Source organism: Chryseobacterium sp. ISL-6 (assembly GCF_018613715.1).
Taxonomy (GTDB): Bacteria; Bacteroidota; Bacteroidia; order Flavobacteriales; family Weeksellaceae; genus Chryseobacterium; species Chryseobacterium paludis.
The window spans coordinates 193679-211284 of sequence record NZ_JAGGPT010000010.1 but is presented as its reverse complement, the minus strand read 5'-3'; the positions used below and the strand labels follow the sequence as shown (position 1 = coordinate 211284).

At 31.6% G+C, this 17606-nt stretch carries 16 protein-coding genes; 7 read left to right on the top strand and 9 right to left on the bottom strand.

What is annotated here, in order from left to right:
• Positions 1 to 36: 36 nt before the first annotated feature.
• Together J7E44_RS18975 and J7E44_RS18970 are read right to left on the bottom strand one after the other, a co-directional pair.
• Positions 37 to 366: a hypothetical protein gene (locus J7E44_RS18975; RefSeq protein ID WP_214832525.1), complete on the bottom strand. Its 330-nt coding sequence runs from the start codon at positions 364 to 366 to the stop codon at positions 37 to 39.
• A 202-nt stretch (positions 367 to 568) separates the two neighbouring features.
• Positions 569 to 997: a MauE/DoxX family redox-associated membrane protein gene (locus J7E44_RS18970; protein ID WP_214832523.1), complete on the bottom strand. Its 429-nt coding sequence runs from the start codon at positions 995 to 997 to the stop codon at positions 569 to 571.
• Between the two features lie 393 nt (positions 998 to 1390).
• On the opposite strand from J7E44_RS18970, the gene J7E44_RS18965 reads away from it, so the two are divergent.
• The 4 genes from J7E44_RS18965 to J7E44_RS18950 all read left to right on the top strand — a co-directional run bounded on the left by J7E44_RS18965 (position 1391) and on the right by J7E44_RS18950 (position 6836).
• On the top strand, positions 1391 to 3064 hold the full coding sequence (locus J7E44_RS18965; RefSeq protein ID WP_214832521.1) for a helix-turn-helix domain-containing protein: 1674 nt from the start codon (positions 1391 to 1393) through the stop codon (positions 3062 to 3064).
• Positions 3065 to 3249: 185 nt separating this feature from the next.
• Entirely contained in the window at positions 3250 to 4413 is a 1164-nt protein-coding gene (locus J7E44_RS18960; protein WP_214832520.1) for an ImmA/IrrE family metallo-endopeptidase, read from the top strand.
• A 10-nt stretch (positions 4414 to 4423) separates the two neighbouring features.
• A complete protein-coding gene (locus J7E44_RS18955) occupies positions 4424 to 4915 on the top strand; it encodes a hypothetical protein (RefSeq protein ID WP_214832518.1) in 492 nt (163 codons plus the stop codon).
• Positions 4916 to 4949: 34 nt separating this feature from the next.
• Positions 4950 to 6836 carry an AAA family ATPase gene (locus J7E44_RS18950; protein WP_214832516.1) on the top strand — a complete coding sequence of 629 codons (1887 nt, stop codon included), beginning with the start codon at positions 4950 to 4952 and terminating at the stop codon, positions 6834 to 6836.
• A 264-nt stretch (positions 6837 to 7100) separates the two neighbouring features.
• Here J7E44_RS18950 and J7E44_RS18945 read toward each other — a convergent pair whose 3' ends face one another.
• The 4 genes from J7E44_RS18945 to J7E44_RS18935 form a co-directional block, all read right to left on the bottom strand.
• A complete protein-coding gene (locus J7E44_RS18945; protein WP_214832514.1) occupies positions 7101 to 7853 on the bottom strand; it encodes a methylamine utilization protein MauJ in 753 nt (250 codons plus the stop codon).
• 125 nt (positions 7854 to 7978) lie between these two features.
• Positions 7979 to 9433, bottom strand: a complete 1455-nt coding sequence (locus tag J7E44_RS18940) for a hypothetical protein (RefSeq protein WP_251040625.1) — start codon at positions 9431 to 9433, stop codon at positions 7979 to 7981.
• A gap of 11 nt (positions 9434 to 9444) precedes the next feature.
• Complete coding sequence (locus J7E44_RS23985; protein ID WP_251040624.1) at positions 9445 to 9720, bottom strand: hypothetical protein; 276 nt, start codon at positions 9718 to 9720, stop codon at positions 9445 to 9447.
• 51 nt (positions 9721 to 9771) lie between these two features.
• Complete coding sequence (locus J7E44_RS18935; RefSeq protein ID WP_214832512.1) at positions 9772 to 10845, bottom strand: DUF4297 domain-containing protein; 1074 nt, start codon at positions 10843 to 10845, stop codon at positions 9772 to 9774.
• A gap of 496 nt (positions 10846 to 11341) precedes the next feature.
• On the opposite strand from J7E44_RS18935, the gene J7E44_RS18930 reads away from it, so the two are divergent.
• Both J7E44_RS18930 and J7E44_RS18925 read left to right on the top strand, forming a co-directional pair.
• A complete protein-coding gene (locus J7E44_RS18930; protein ID WP_214832509.1) occupies positions 11342 to 11734 on the top strand; it encodes a hypothetical protein in 393 nt (130 codons plus the stop codon).
• 439 nt (positions 11735 to 12173) lie between these two features.
• Positions 12174 to 14588, top strand: coding sequence for a tetratricopeptide repeat protein (locus J7E44_RS18925; RefSeq protein ID WP_214832507.1), 2415 nt, complete (start codon positions 12174 to 12176; stop codon positions 14586 to 14588).
• 444 nt (positions 14589 to 15032) lie between these two features.
• Here the strand turns inward: J7E44_RS18925 and J7E44_RS18920 are convergent, their stop codons facing one another.
• Positions 15033 to 15929, bottom strand: a complete 897-nt coding sequence (locus tag J7E44_RS18920; RefSeq protein WP_214832505.1) for a winged helix-turn-helix domain-containing protein — start codon at positions 15927 to 15929, stop codon at positions 15033 to 15035.
• A 137-nt stretch (positions 15930 to 16066) separates the two neighbouring features.
• Here J7E44_RS18920 and J7E44_RS18915 point away from each other — a divergent pair, with 137 nt between their 5' ends.
• Positions 16067 to 16606, top strand: coding sequence for a hypothetical protein (locus J7E44_RS18915; protein WP_214832504.1), 540 nt, complete (start codon positions 16067 to 16069; stop codon positions 16604 to 16606).
• A gap of 183 nt (positions 16607 to 16789) precedes the next feature.
• On the opposite strand, the gene J7E44_RS18910 is transcribed toward J7E44_RS18915, so the two are convergent.
• Positions 16790 to 17143 (bottom strand): cupin domain-containing protein, encoded by a 354-nt coding sequence (locus tag J7E44_RS18910; protein WP_214832502.1) that lies wholly within the window; start codon positions 17141 to 17143, stop codon positions 16790 to 16792.
• Between the two features lie 16 nt (positions 17144 to 17159).
• The gene (locus tag J7E44_RS18905) at positions 17160 to 17585 is read right to left on the bottom strand and encodes a DoxX protein (protein WP_214832500.1); all 426 of its coding nucleotides are present in this window, start codon (positions 17583 to 17585) and stop codon (positions 17160 to 17162) included.
• Positions 17586 to 17606 lie beyond the last annotated feature (21 nt).

The window sequence follows — 17606 nt, the reverse complement described above, 5'->3', positions numbered from 1 at the left end:
AAATTTCCACCCCAAATTATTAGCTAAATCATACTATTAAGGCTCTGGTCTGTAACCTTCTGATATTGCTAAAACTTCACTGTTGGTTTTAGAACCTAAAACAGCACTCAGTGAGCTGCCATCCGGAACTGTTACCTTACAAGGTCTTACAGGTTCTTCAGGTGAACAATCTGTCGGAATCGTTGAAGTGCTCCAGTGCGAAACATCCCTGAATGCATTGGCTGTCATATCGTTGCTGATATAGTAAAAAGTCTGTGCTACAGCTTTTTCTTTCTTCTCAGCTAATTTAAATGACATAGTGATGCCTACCGTTAAAAGTGCGATAGCCAACATAAAGTTGGTTTGTAAAAACTTTAGTGTTTTCATACTATTGGTCTTTTTTTGATAAAAAAGATTCCCTTAAAAACTCAAGAATTGTTAAATTAAGGTATTCTGTCTTTTAGGACAGACTTTCTGATGTACTACTTCTGTATCCGTCGATCCTTCGGCTTACATTTGGTCAACATCAATTGTTTGTTGACCGCACTTTTAGAATGTTGCAACATTCTTTTGAAAAGGGCGCACTCTTTTATTTATTATTTTTGATCTCGCTTTTTTGCACTATAATGCCAGTTAGGGCGATAGTCATTAATCCAATATTTAAAATAAAATTTCCATTCCAACTTATTTTTTCGAATAAGCCTATGCAGGTGCAAGGCAGATTTTTACTATGGATGAGTATGAAAGCAACATACCCTGCAAAGACAGACAATATTCCGAAAGTGATCCATAAACCCAAAAATCTTGAGGTACGGAAGCAAAGCAGAATAACTGCAATCATCTGAAGAGAGATAATGCCGTACGCTACAACTATTTCGTATCCTACTAGTCCGGGTGACTGCCCCAGTTGACTTTGGAAATTTCGAAAATCTAAAATCTTGCTGATACTTGCATAGCAGAAGAGAATAACAAAGAAAATACTTACCGCAAATGGTATTGTTTTTTTTAAATATTTCACGACATTAGGTTTGTTGTTGACAGTATTTCTGTGTAAGGTATATGTCTATTTTTCTTACAATTACTGATCAAATGTAAAACAGAAATCCAACAAAAAAAATGATTTACGATGCTTGTTTCCTATGTCTGGTGCCAGTTTATAAACTGATTCTCTGTATCAAAATCCCAGAGCGGTATATGGTTAGGCTGTAGTTTTTTCATAAAAGTGATTATAAGTTGGAATTGGAGATTGTGCTCAAAAAGACAAATGATGCTTATTCATCACATCAAATGTGCTTTTACATAAATAAGAACCGTTATGGATGGCATTTTGGTGATGTAGTTTACAAAACAGTTGGATATTCCATAAAAAATAACGTAATTTTATAAAAGGTTTTAATAAAATGAAGGTAACGTGCAGATGTTCAGGTTGTTTATATTGCTTTTGGTTTCCTCTGCGGAATTATGGGTTGCGCAGAGCACAGACAATGTGGCCTATCATCAGATCAGAAAAAAGTATGATCACCAGAAGGTTAATGATACTACAGCACTTCCTTACGTTGACCTTTTAATTACCCTCGCAAAAAAAGAAAAAAATTATTCTGAATTAACATATGCTTATCAAGATGCCCTAAATTTTGAGCCATCAGAATACCGCAAAATGCTGTATGCAGATAGTGCAATAACTTCCGCTCAGCATAGTTGTAATAACGATCTTATTGCCTCTGCTTATCTTGGAAGGGGAATTGTGTCTTACTTTAATTTTAAAGACTACCAACCTGCATTGGATGATTATATTAAAGCGTTATTCTACGCAAGATGTAGCACTAGCCCATACGTGAAGTATAAAATATTATATCATCTGGGTGTAATGAAGAGTTATCTGGGATCCTATGATGAGGCGGTTAGTCATTTTGAGACCTGTTCTGCTTTCTTTCGACAGGAGATTGGTAAAAAACCTTCGCCAGATAATACCCTCTACAATATGCGCAAAGACTATTACAACAGTCTGCATCAGCTTATCAACTGCTACCAGCAAATAGGAGATAATGATACCGCCGACCACTTAATTGACATAGGCGAGAGAGAGATACCCAAAAATTTAGATTTCATCCAGTTAAGGAGCTATTTTTTTAAATCTAAAGGCATCTCTGAATTCCGTAAAGGAAATTATGAGCAAAGTATTGCTGATCTAAGTCTCGCACTTCCAGAACTGATAAGGGTAAACGACTTTGCCTGGGTATCGGTGATCTACTTTTATCTGGGAAAGAATAAGTTGGCTCAGCACCAGCAACAAGAATCCTTTAGTTTTTTTAAAAAAGTAGATTCCATCTATCAGAAACATTATTTTTTCTTTCCTGAGCTTACGGAAAACTATCAGATTTTACTGGAGAATGCCCGTAAAAAATCAAATATAGAGGAAATGCTATCTTTTACCAATACCCTCCACGAAATTGAAAAAATAAATATGGAAGACAGACATCATCTTTCCACGAGGTTTGAGATGGAACGGATAAATATTGAATATGCCAGTATTGCACAACGTAACAGGAATATCCTCGTTGGCGTTGTAGTTGTCTCTATGCTCTTACTTATGTTCACGGTCAACACTTATCTGGAAAAGAAACCTGAGAAAGCGTACGGTGTGGTCTTGGCAGGTGTGGGCATTGATGAACTAGAACCCGATGTCTCACTACCAAAATGGACATTGAGTGCGGAGATTTGCAACAGAATTCGGAAGAATCTGCAAAGATTTGAAGACGAAAAGGAGTTTTTGGAATCGAACCTGACCCTTAAAAAAATTGCAATAAGGGTAGGGACAAATGCCAATTATCTATCTGCCTACATTAACACAGAGAAAGGAATGCATTTTAACCGTTACCTAAGTGAGTTGCGCATCAGCTATATCGCCGAACTGCTCGCAGAAGATCCTATAGCAGCTCATCAGAAAACAGAAGTTCTTGCAAAGTTATGCGGAATTGCTTCCCGCTCCAACTTTCTAAAACTGTTTTCAGAGATCTATGGTATGCCGCTACAAGAATATCAGCATCAGTGCAGGGAGAAGTTCGCTGCGAATGACAGATCTTAATTAAGTTGTGTTTTGGGTGCGATGATTCAGAAAAACTCCTTGACATCTACAAAATTAACCAATGAAATATTATTTTATTTAAAAAATATAAAAAATAGAGGTAAATTTACCTTTATAATGTTGTTTATAATAAATAGTTTAGTATTTTTGAGGTAAATTTACCTTTAATTAAAATGATAGATAACTTGTTACATAAGAGTCTTCGATATGATGGATCTTCGATTGAAGATTTATTTGCCATCAAGTTGGAGGAATCGGGCTTGACAAAAACCCAATTTGAAAAGCTATCCGGAATGGAAAGAAGAAGTTTGGATGCTATTTTAGATAAGACTTCTAAGCAAACTGATATTATTAAATTATTGAAACTTACCGAGTTTTTGGAAATTGATTTAAGTGAGTTGCTGATTATTTATTTCAAAGATAGACCTGTTGAAGAAATCAGAGAGTTACAGTCATCAATGGATATCACATTCATTAATAAATATTTTGATTTAAAAACATTGGCAGTATTAGGATTTATTCAAAAGAATGATTCCTTAGAAACTCTGAAAGACCGTATTTGTAGTTTTTTTGACTTAGGTTCTATTTACGATTATGATAGAGAGCTAAACGATGCTCTTTATAGTAGGACGAAAAAATCATTCAGTGATAAAATGAAAGACTTTTGGATAAAATCCAGCTATAAATATTTCGAGCTTATTGATAATCCAAATGAATATAGCAGAAAGAGTTTAGTAGAACTGATTCCTAAAATAAAACCTTATACTCAAAATATAGAAAATGGACTGGTAACTGTTTTTCAAGCATTATATAATATTGGCATTACAGTAGTTTTTCAGCCATTATTACCTAAAACACAGATAAGAGGTGCAACTTTTTTCATAAATAATAAACCGTGTATTGTTATCACTGATTTCAATAAGAATTATGCTACCATCTGGTTTGCATTAATACACGAATTACATCACGTATTATTTGATTTAGAAACAATCCAGAAAACAAGTTACCATTTATCGGGAGAACCAGATTTATTTCTGATTCAGGAAGATAAAGCAAATGAATTTGCCTCTGAATATTTATTGTCCTCAGAGAAAATGAGATACATCGAAAAAATGATTCACAATAAATTTATGGTAGCAAAATTTGCTAAGGAATGTCAAATACATCCTTGTATTATTTATTCTCAATATCAATGGAGGCAATCTGAATTAGGAAATGATTACTGGGCTGCATTTAAAGATGCTTTTCCAAACATAAAAAATATAACCAAAAAATTGAATGTTGCTAATTGGGATGTAGAATCAATTAGAGATGCATCATTGAAAATAAGAGAACTATTAACTGTATAAATCCATCAAAATGAGTGATAATAATTTAAACAAAAAGCAATTAGAACGTAATCTCTCGAAAGAAGATTTGGAAAGGTTAGAAATTTTACAAAAGTCAGAAGAAGTAAAAGGAGAACAACTTTTTATGAATTTTGATTCAGAAGTAGTAATTGAAAACGAAGCTGAGCAGCTACTGGGACAAAAAATTGATGATCCTGTTCAAAAATTTCAATTGTACTATCACGGTCTAACTAAGCTATTGAAGGATAATTTACCAAAAGGTAAAGAGTTTGAAGATGTAAGAAGAATTGTTTATGACGAAAAAAATGTACTAATAAATAGAGGTGCAAAAAAAGATGAAAAGGGAATTAGAGGTAGCGATGGCAGAATGGCATATACCGAAGATTTAGAAGAAGCAATAAAAATTGTTGCAGAATGGACAAGTAGAAAAGGAACTCCAGCAGAACTTTTTATGTCTTTTTGGGACAAAAATGAAGAACTTGGGTATGGGCATCAAGATTAGATATAGAAATGACAGTTGAAATTTAGAATAAAATATGATATTAAAAAAATACAAAGTAGAAAATTTCCGATCAATTCTTGATAGTGGTTGGATTGATTGTGATAATGTAACAACATTGGTGGGAATTAATGAGGCTGGAAAGTCAAACTTACTTTTAGCTTTGTGGAAACTAAATCCGGCAAGAGAAGGAAAGATTGATATTTTACACGATATGCCAGTTTCTAAACTGAGCACTTATCGAAAAACTCCAGGAGATATAAAATTCATTACAGCGGAGTTTGAACTTGATGATGAAGCCATAAAGAATATTGAAACTGAGGTTGAATGTAGCTTGCAAGGAGATAAATCAGTAACTGTTGCACGCTTATATGACGGGAGTTACATATTCGAGTTTCCAAGTGGTAATCCAGTATCTAGGAAGATAGAAAAAGTAACAAAGGAAGTTGAAGAAGATGAAGAGTCAATTGAAGAAGATATTATTGTACCATATAAAGCTGCCGATTTAGAAAAGGCAGTTCTTGCTGAATTACCATCATTTGTTTATTATTCAAACTACGGAAATCTATCTTCCAAAATTTATCTCCCAAATGTTATCAAATGGTTAAAGGGGCAAACTGTAGATGGGATTGATATCAATGAAGAGCAAGTACGGACATTAAGAGTGCTCTTTGAGTTCGTGAAATTAGACCCTAAAGAGATTTTGGAATTGGGAAAAGATCCCAAAGAAATGGCAATGCTTAGGAACGGCAGAAACGGAGAAAATCAACCTACTGCCGAAGAAATTAGGAAGGCGGAAAATGATAAGGAAGAACGTAGTATCCTTTTACAGTCAGCTTCAGGTGATTTGACAAAAAGATTTAAAGAATGGTGGAAGCAAGGTGAGTATAAATTTAGATTTGAAGCAGATGGCGACTATTTCAGGATATGGGTATCTGACAGTGTGAGAACTGACGAAGTGGCATTAGAACTTCGTAGTACTGGACTTCAATGGTTTATCAGCTTTTACTTGATTTTCCTTGTTGAAAGCCAGGAACGACATAAGGGTGCAATTTTATTGCTTGACGAAGCTGGACTTACTTTACATCCTTTAGCACAAAAAGATTTAGCAATATTTTTTGACAATTTATCACAAGGCAATCAAATAATCAATACAACGCATTCTCCATTTATTGTTGACACTTCTAACATAGATAAATGCAGGGTTGTGTATATGGATAAAGATGGATATACAGTAGCTTCAAGTAATTTAAGACAAGGAAGTGATGCTTTAAATGAAAAATCTATTTACGCAGTTCACGCTGCTTTAGGACTAAGTGTTTCAGATGTTTTATTACAAGGTTGCCAAGCTATTGTAGTAGAGGGACCATCTGACCAGTTTTATCTTAATGCTATTAAGGGATTTTTAATTAGAGAAAAGCTTATTGCTCCGGAACAAGAAATTGTATTTGTACCATCGGGAGGAGTTAAAGGAGTTCCGGGGGTTGTTAGTATGATTTCGAGCAAAGTAGATGATATACCTTATCTAATTATCGATTCGGATAAGAGTGGTGAAGATGCAAAGAAAAGATTATTATCAGGTTTGTATAAAGGATTTGAGGAAAGGATACTTGATGTTAAAGATTATACCGAAATTGAAAAATCAGAAGTGGAAGATTTGATTCCTTTTGCTTTGATAAAGAAAGGCATTGACAGACTTTTTAATTCCTTGGATGAGATAGATTTTGAAGATAATTACAATAAAGATACTCCGGTAGTAGCTCAAATTGAAGCGTTTGCTGAGGCTAATGGAATTGAATTAGAAAAGGGATGGAAAGTTGGTATATCTATGGCTGCAAAAGCCCAATTGAAAAATAAAAAAGCTGATTCTTTACCGCAAGACTATATCGAAAAATGGACAAAAATTTTCAACGCATTTTTATAGGCATAACTACAACGCTTTTAAAATTAGTATTATCTGCGAAACAAAAATAAAAATGGAGTTTACTAAAGCAAATCAATAAGAGCAAGAATTATCCAATTCCTACATCAGAGTAATCTTGTTTATGTTTTTATGTTAAAAAAATGTAATTTCTATAGACTTGTGGTGGATGGAAAATCAAAGAACAATGCTGTGAAAATATTGCAAATTGAAGTGAAAAAGAATTTCTAACTTAAGCTCATCTGAGGTCATACCTTTTTATCACAGTTAATTTGTTAGTTGGCTATTGAACCATTCATTTAGAAATTTGTAGGCTACATCTTTTACATTGTCAAGTTTACCGATAACATCTTCGACATATTCTATTTCAATTGGAATAAGTCCGTGAGCAATATTATTTCTAATATTGCTCATTTCATTAATCCATCGATCATTATTATTTATTCCTTCCCAGTTTGATATGTCAGAAGACCACAAAGTTTCGAAACAATTCCAAATCTGGTTAATTGAGCCATTTGATGTTCTTGCGTTTGGAGTATGATATTTTGAAGCTACAATACTAACAGAATTCCAAAAAGCTAAAAATTTGTCAAATGGGTCATCTGAATAAAGTCCTTTCCTGTACCAATTAAGACCTCTAAGAAATGTTGTATGATTTAAATTTAAATTTCTAGAAATTTCAAATGCTTCTCTAAATTCATTTTTTTCTATTATCGCTCTCACATTTCCACGCAAACTCTTATTTATTATTTCATTATCTGAAATATTTAATGGTTTATTCAACTTGAAAGAAAGAACATCTAACATCTTACCAATAAATAGCAATGCAATTTTTTTAGCTTTATCCTCGGAATTAGTCCTAACAGTCGTAGAAATCTTTAGACCTTGCTGATTATTATTTATTTTAACGGAACTATTAAATATTGCCCCAATTTCAAGTTCTTTTTCGGTAGAAAAGTTAATTGGAGATTGTAAGGAGATTGTTCCCGATAAATTTAGTTCGACTTCATATATTCTCATAAGTGTATTGCTTGTTTAATTGTTAATAACTGACTGCGAATTTGTAGTAGCGGAGGTTTAGAAGGGAAAATATACAATTTTATTCGCTATTACTAATGCGAAAAAGTCATCTTCATATCTAGAATTTACCAATTATCGAATACTATCTTAACATTTTCATATTCTGATTTAAGTATTAACCTGTCTTTTGTGAGAGTGATGACTTTAGCTTTTTTCTTAAAGTCGGTCAAATGATCATTCTCCATTGCACATAATAAAATTTGTGTCTTATTAGATGTTTTATCACTAATTAACTTTACGATTTTCTCATAGTTTGAGTCAGACTGTTCTTGTTGGTTCGGGGTATCAATTACTAATGCAGAATTAACTTCGTTGCCATATTTTTCAACCATTGTAAAAATACTTAGATAATACGCTAGGATTGCTCTAGAACCTTCGGCTGCTCCACCTTCTTTTATAACTTTATTATAATCAAGTGGAGAATCTATTGCGGAAATATTAACTGCTTCTGCATCTAATATTTCTATATAATCAGAAAAAATTGAGCTGAAAGAACTATTAATTTTTTCTATATCATCAAGAGTAATTAAATTTTTTTGTTCTTTTCCAATTTCCTTAATGTCTTTTGTGAGAGTGGCAACAGAATTAGTTTTTTGAATTTTGTCCTTTAATACATTTTGTTTGATAGAATTACCCGCGATGTTTTCTATTATTTGGTTGAAATTAATATTTCTAGTTTCATTTTCAACTAAACCAGAAGAATCTTGAGAATCAGTAAATTCTTCATTAATTACATATTTCTCATTTATTTGATTAATTCTTTCTCGTGCTTTATGTAGGTTTAAATTAGCATCTTCTAGTTTTTTATTGATTTTATGTAGCTCATTTACAATTGATCCAAGCTGGTTTTCTGCTTGATTCTTGTCCGTCATTATTGACGTTCTATTTATTATTGAATTTTCGTGAACAATACCACATAGTGGACATTCTATCTCGTTTTCATCTATATTTTCAATTGTAAATTGATAATCTTTATCTAGTTCTGAAATGATTTTTTCGGTAATTATTTGTTGTTGCTCAAGATATACTCTATCAGCATTCAATATAGTTAGCTGACTAAAAATTTTTTCTTGTTGTTCGAGTAGATTTTTTAAATCAACTTTTATTTCTTCGGTTAATATGTCAAATTCTTTTGCTTCTGTTGTCGCATTAGATATATACGGAATATATTGCTCAACTACTTCTAAAGTTGTTACAATTCTTTCAATTTGAGACTGTACAATTTTTTTTGTATCCTTCTTTTCAGCTTTGTCACTCTCAAGCTCAAAATGTTTGGCGGTTAGTAAACCTACGTGATATTTTATGATTGTACTTCGCCAACTAGAAAATTGTTCTAATTTCTCAAAGTTATCCCAAGCTTTTGACCAACTTTTTTTTTGGTCAATATAAAATGGTAAAAAATAAAATGCAGGTGGCGGTGTTTCCATTAGTCCTGTAGTGCGATTTGGAAGAAGAGCCTTAAATTCCAAAATCTCAGCTAATTTTTCAGAATAGTCTCCTGTGATTTTTTCATAATCCAAAATATAACTATCTATTTTAGAGAAACTTGATTTTTATATCGTTTAACACTATAATTTTTATCGTCAATACTAAATTCTACAATAGTTTTGCTATCAGTTGTACTCCAATTTGTATCTAAAGCTGGTTCACAACCAACCCCCCAAAACAATAGTTTTACCAAAGTTGATTTTCCTACACTGTTATCAATCGCCGTTATTAGATTCAAAGTTTCGCTGAATTCGAATTGATTTGCTGATTTTGTTGAATTTGATAGAATCAGCAGACGTTTGAATTTTAAGTTTGGCATTTTTAGCAGTTCTTAGGTTTCTAATTAATATTTTAAAATTTTCTTTACTCATTATGACATCATTATATATTCACAAATTATCGCACTTTTTATATCTATATCTTCATTAAATTGTCTTATTATATTTTTAGGCATTTTAATTTTCACACTTTCTATTAATTGTTCTAGATTATCAACTCCCTTATCAACGTTAATCTGAATTTGATCCACTATGAAATTAGTCGTATCCATTTGAACCGTGCTACTATTGCTTATTCTTTTAGTTCTGTATCTATCAAATGAACGTTTTAATAGTTTTGAATTAATAGAATTTATTTTTAATTCTGAACATATTGCATAAAATTCAGTTTCAACTTTTGCTTCTTCTTTAATATTAGTAAATGAATTAATAACTTCTGTAACGGTTAGTGAGGTAAGAGCCTTATTAGTTAACAATTCGTCCCATTTTGTAAAGTCATAGGTCAGTTTACCTTTTCGGTTAATCTCATCTATTAACAATCGATATATCTCCAAGGGACTACAATGAGAACTAGGAAATAGTACAGAAACTAGTTTTGCAATCGAAGCAATTACATCATTTTGAAAATTCTTTTCAGATAGTTCTGGTACGATAAATTGAATGTTTGGTGGCAGTGATGGGATACCCAATTCATTTTTTATAGCATCCTCTAATTCCTTGAATTGAGCATCAGATAGATCATCTAATGTTATTTTATTTAGACTCAAACCTTCAATTTTTAGAGTCAGTGAAAAGTCATTGAGTGCAATTAAGTTTAATTCTGTTATTTTATCTTTAAAAGGCTTTCCGTAACCGCTACTAATCAATTTGCCTAACACACATTTTTTATTCTTTTTTTGGTGGACTAGTTTATGTGCGGTAAAACGTCCTTTAGTTGTTTTAACTTGATTGAATTCAAATCTTGCTTTGGACGAATCTAGAGAGTCACTAATAACAACATCTTCGTGAAGTTCTACGAAAACAGCATACTCCTTGGTCTTGATGTGGTCGTTTAAAATCCGATATAAAGCCCAATGATATTGATAAGAATATTTTTCAAACGTTTCAGAACCTGCCTTTTCTCGCTGAGTTGCTAGCAGTGGATTTTGATTAGTGATATGATTCATTGTTCTGATGGATTGTTTTGTGACTGCTTCTGATTGGTTTTCCGACGTTGTGCCTTTATATTATAATTATTAACTTATAAATAATAAACCATATTAATATGCCTAAAATTGAATGACTTTATGTGAAATTTAATACTTTATTTCAGTGCTAAAGTACTGAAATTCTTCTACAAATCATCAAAGAGACTTTTGCTTTTTGGAATTATCCTACCTAAGTACTTGTATAAATATGTGCTATTTACTGTTATAATGTTTAAGCTACTTTTGTGCAGATTATATTTGTCGCAAAGTTTATCAAGAGCAACTAAGATCAGCGTTTGCTATAGTATTAAAATATTGTAAATCAATAATTTGAAAGGTTTTATGGCTGCGTCGGTTAAGAATTTAGTAAAATATACTTATAAATTATTAATCGTTAGCTGTGAGAAAAAAGTAAAAATAATTCCTGAAAAAATTGTAGATTTATTTTAATTACCTAAAAAAACAGATAACGGAAATGTTTAGAGAAAAAAATGAAAGTACTTATTCAATCCTATCGACAATTTTAAAAATAAAATTTGGTATACAGCTTAAGGATAGTGGGATTGAATTTCATAATATTTATAAGATGATTAATCTTGCAACTGGAAAAGAAAACTATCTTATATTTATTAATGATACGGAAATAAAATTTGTTACTCCTAGAGATTTCGTTAGTCATTTTATAAGATTTTTGTCTTCTAACTTGGACAAATTGAGTAAAAGGTATCAATATTTAATCAACTTACAAATTGATGAATTCACTGATGAAATCAGTATTGAAAGAGAATATAAAGAAATCGATTATTATATACATAAGCAAACTGACTTGTTACAATTGATGAATGATTATAAGGAGAAATTATTATAAAAATTCTTTAAAGACTAAAATCCAACAGTAAATAATAACTTCGAACATTATCCTTTTAAAATAGAATTCATATAAAATGCCCGATATCAAATTAGATTTAAACTCAATAAAAATTTTCAAGAGGAATACGGATGCCATTTTCACTAACAGGGGTTTTTATTATCAATATTTATCTGTTTTAAAAAGATGGGTAAAAAATTTTGTAAATCGTAATGATAGCTTAATCTATACTGAAGTTGAAAACGATATTAAGGAGGTTGGAGAGAATTATGTTTTCACTCAATTGAAATGCTACACCTCGGACTTTAGTCTAAATTCTAAAGAGATCAAACATTCAATTTTCGATTTTTTTATTACCTACCTCAATTATAGACAGGATAACATCTTTCCTATTTTTTCATTTGTAACCAACTCCAGCATAAAGAAGAATGAAAAGCTATTGGGTAAATGGTGTAGTAGGGAGATCTTTAATAACGGTGAGGATTTAGAGCTTTTAAAGAAAAAGAACAAAGAAATACTCAGAAGCGAATCGAATAAAATAAGACAATCAAAACTCAATCTTCAAAATCTTTCGGTGCATAAAAAACAAGAAATTAATGCTAATTATCAAGCGCTCTGTTACATTGTCGATGACAATTTACTTATAGAAGATTTTTGTAAAGCGATTCATTGGGAATTTGGTGATCAAACAACCGAAGAAGCTGTTGATAAAATTAAAAGTGAAATCTTTATCATTCTAAAAAACGAATTATTTAATAACAGACAAGTCGATGTCATATTTAGAGTTTTGCTTTCTGAGATTAACCGTTGCTCTCAGGAGAGTGAAAAGTCTAAAAGATGCGTTAACAATTCTGATCTACAAAAGCTTTTAGAATTATCGGACTCTGATATTCAAAATAAGATAGATCCAAAATTCATCCATTTGATCGGTGTTGAAATAGAAGAACTAAAAGATAGAGTTAAAAATATTGAAGCTGTACAGGAAAAACACACTTCGGAAATAAAGAAACTAAAACCCCATATTTTAGAAAATACTGATCTAACTTTAATTCCTTACATCTATAATGTTCAAGATATTATAGGATGGGACAATGAGGTTGAAGAAATCTACAATATAGTCAATCAGAAAAATGTTACTGCAATAAACAATTTCGGAGGTATAGGAAAAACAACTTTTGCAAAAAAGTTTTTAGCTAAATATCGAAATTATTTTAATAATGTGATTTGGCTGAATATTGAAGAATCCATTCATAGCGCATTTATTTTAAATGAACTTTTGATCTCCAATCTGAATATTGATTTAAACAAAGGACTAACCATTGAACAGCAATTTAATGTAATTCTCAATGACTTGGATAAATATGGAAGTAATAATCTCATTGTATTAGACATTCAGAAAAATGTAGAAAATATCACTGATCTAAATAAAATTATTAGTTTAAGAAATTGGAAAAAAATAATCCTTGCTCGCAATCAATATAAATCATATAATCCATACCAGCTCCCTTATTTGAATTTTGAAGATGCAAAAAAACTCTTTCAATTACATAGTTCGCACAATATTAATGATGTTGTTTTTAGAGAGTTTCTGGAATATATTGATTGCAATAATCTGATTATAGAGTTAGTTGCCAAAACTATCGAAAATAGCTTCGACTTGACACTAGAATATATTTTCGATTCTTTAAAAAACCAAGACCTAGATGATGAATCATTAAAAATAGAGATTGAACTTCCAGAAGAAGAGAGTAAAGTTATTAGGATTTTTGATTTTATACTTCAAAAGTTTTCGCTCGAAGGTATTAACAATAGCGAAAAATATTTTTTAGAATATCTTTCTTTACTTCCTTCCTCCAACATTATAATTGAAGATTTAATACTAATTTGTGGCAAAGATTTTTATGATGGTAACAAAACCAACTATATCAATTTGACTAATTCTTTAGAAAAAAAGGGGTTTATACAGTATGAGAATGATAAAAAAAGTATCCGTATTCACAAAATATTACAGGATGCCATTTTATACTCGATAAGAGATCAAAAAAGTGCATTCTTTAGTTCATTCCATTATATAGCGTGGTTGACAGGCAGGTTGTCAGATGGCTATAATTCTCCTAAGGACTCCTTCCGTTTTTTAAAATATGCGGAATCCATTCTTAATACTATTAAAGAGGAATATCGTGAAAGCGTTTACCAGCCACTTCTAATGCTCGAGAATGAGTATTTGCATTTATCAGCTTTTTTCTTTATCAGGCAAGATATCGCTGAATTGTGGAAGGATTTGATTAAAAGAAGCGAGAATTATTTGGGTAGAGAGGATGTTTCTTTGGCAGCTATGTACAATAATTTGGCCTTAAGCTTAAAGCCGGAGAAATCACTAGATGAAATTATTAATTATTTGAGCAGTGCCGTTAATGTATACTATAAAAATGCTGATAATTATAAAGATGGAGACTTATTAATGTTCATAACGGCACTAAATAATTTATCTCAAGCATATCTTTTCAAAAATGATATTGATAATGCAATTAAATACTTCCAAAAAGTATCCGCTCTCAGAAAAAAATATTATTTTTATGAAGATGCGCAAATTGGAGTTGGTTACACTATATTATCCGAACTTTATAAAAAGACGAAAGATTTTGATAAATCTGAAAGTCTTATCAAAGACGCTATAAGATATCATAATCTAATTCCTATTGAAAAAAGAAATGATTTCTTACTTTCCAGTTATTATAACAAACTGTCCGAATATTCTTTAATTAAAAATAACCTTCAGTCTGCTATAATGTACCAACAAAAATGCACTGAGATTTTGGAGTCACAAGAGATAAAAATGCTCATATTATATTAATGTTTCAGTTTTTGATAGATTTATGCAGAGTACAAAATGATTTTGAAGCTGCAAAAATCTATGAGGATAAATTGAGAATTTTAAAATAACATATGGAATTCTTTTTATTTTGTATCTTTTTTGTACCATAAAATTATATAGTATTGATAATCAGTCGTTGTTATTTTTGAAGAAGTAAAATAATTATTGATTAATATTAATCAATAAAACATATAAAACCGCTATTGACCTTTGTCCATAGCGGTTTTTATTTTTTTAATAACTATTGTTTATGTGTTTTATATTTCGTTTTTAATTATTTGTACCAGAACTTAAGTTGTGATAAAGTGAAACTTAAGTAAATTTTTATTATAATAGGATTAAAAAAAGTGTCCCATTTATGATGCACAGTTTATACCTAAAACTGTCACCTCGGTTTATTGTACCGAACAATGCGGTAAGTTCTTAAGCGTTAATTTCAAGCTTATATCCTTTTCCGCGTATAACAACAATTTTGATATTCGGATCAAATTCCAGTTTTTTTCTAAGTTTTGAAATAAACATATCCAGACTACGCCCCACAATAACACCTTCATCTTCCCATATCTCTTTTTGCAACCTGCTTCTCTCTATAGTTTCGTTAGGAGATAATGCGAAAATAAGTAACAGACGTGCTTCAGTTCCGGTCAATTCTATTGTATTTCCATTTATTATAAGCTTACGGTTCTTCGCATCGAACAACACTGAGCCCAAAGTGAACATATCTGTATGCTGATTTTCAGGTAAAGTTTTCCGGGGCTGAGCATATCTGAAAATAATAAAACCAACAAATGCTAAAAATGACAGGCCACCCAGAAGATACCCATTTTTCACTATGTTTATTCCTGTGGGTTTGAATTTAATTTTGATCATATAGCAGGCAACGGGTTGCTTTCTTCCTCTACACGGTACAACATCATCTCGTTTATTTTTAGATATAGCATATCCATAGGCTACGCTGGAGTTGTCACAGTTAAGTACATTTACAATATAATCACTTGTGAGCGGGTCTTTGGCTAACAAACGTTGAGTCGTATTAACTAAGGAGTCCGGTTGAAAAGTAATTTTATTCTCAAAGCTGATCAGATATTCATTTTTCGCAATTTTTTTCACAGGGAGTACTCTTGATATACTATCACCCGACTGTAGAAGTATTTCATGTCCGATTCTGCGGAGCAAAACTTCCCTTCTGGCAAAGTCAAAGTCGTCACTATTCTCACTGCTGAAATCCGCATATGCATAGATTACACAAATAAATGAGAGAAGTATTAATCCGAACAGGTATTTGCGTTTTCCTGAAAGGAGATTTCTGCTATTAAACATAGTGTCAAGTTTTTTTTACAAAGTTTACATTTTTATTTACAATTTTAAGTTCACAGGCAGAAAAACATTAAAGTAATTTTATCGCATAAACTTTAAAAGAAGATAAAGCGATGTTATTAATTAAACCTACAAAAAACATGAAAAAAATGATTTATGTGCTGAGCTTGCTGCTGATTGTGGTAAGTGGATTGGTATTTGCTAATCGTGAAATTAAAAATGAAACTTCTAAAAAATCAATCCCAAAGACTCTCTCTTCTGCTGAAAGGAAAGCTGCATTGAAACAGTGGGAGGCTACTCCTGCTGGTATAATGTATAAAAAATGGGAAGTGTCTCCCGCAGGTAAAAAAGTACGGGACGCTGAAGCTAAAATATGGAAGAACATTAAAGATTATACCAATATGGATGGAGTTGTAACCTCACTTTCTCTTCCGCCAGGTTCAAGATTAGGTTTTGGGGTGATGGTCAGAATTAATGGTGACGATTACATTGTAAAATTTGAGCCGGAAAAGTCTCAACTAAAACAATTGCATAGTCTGAAAGTTAACGACAAAATAATTGTAAGAAGCCATAACATATTGCATGCACCCAAGTATTCATACCCAATAGTATCTGGCGAATATGTAGAACGGGATAGTAAGATAATTTTTCAACGTATCCCCCGCAAAGGAGGCTGTTAAGTAAAATAAATTATGATATACATCTGCATGAGAAGCAAGAAAAAACAACGAACCAATATTGTTCTATAATGATGCTTAGAAAAAGGTTTTGTGTGTAATAATATATAGGTAATTCTTTACACTTGATTATACAACCGGAGTAAAACATTGTTTTACCCCGGTTTTTTTATTGAAATAAATACTTTAAAGAATCTCTACTTCTTCTGGTATCATGAAAAAAAGTATACAACCATTCTCTGATTTCACGGAATGTTTAAAATTTGATGGAGTATATAAATAATCCCCTTTTTCCAAATGTGCTCCTGCAATAACAGCATCTCCTTCCATTACAAATAATTCTTCTCCAGCTGGATGATTATGATAGGGATAACTCGCACCTGGCTCAAATTTTAAAAGTATGGTTGTAGACCGGTTTTTTTCAGGATCAAATTTTAAAGACTTTACAAATATGCCTTCGTAGTGAATTCCTTTTTCAATTAATGGCTGCCACTCTGTTTGTTCTGTTTTTACGATGTAATCGTGGATGTTTGTGTTCATGATATTAAAATTTAAATTATTTTATTGTGTTTAAAAACTCTTCTAAGGTCCATTTGTAACGTGAGAAAGTACTTAGCAAAAATGCTCCCGCACTGAATGCAAAAACTGAATAATCCAAAGGCTCTTTACAACCAAAAGAAATAGACATGGCTAATGCAAATAATAAAGTGAGAATAGAAGCGGATAAAGCAGTTTTACTGATTTGATAGCCAACAAGAAGAAAAATACCAATCGATAATTCAGCAATAGTTGACAATAAAGCAATACATGGTGCAAATGTCTGTGGTAAAAAGGAATTGGTTTCAGCGGTATAACTGACGAAATTTTTCCAACCCGAAGAATAGCTACCCCAAAAACCAAGCCTGCTTGCAACAGCTGATAAAAAACCTGTCGCTAATGTTATTCTTAACAGGAAAACGGCTATATCTTGTTTAGTCTTCATACTTAAAAATCTTAGTTGATT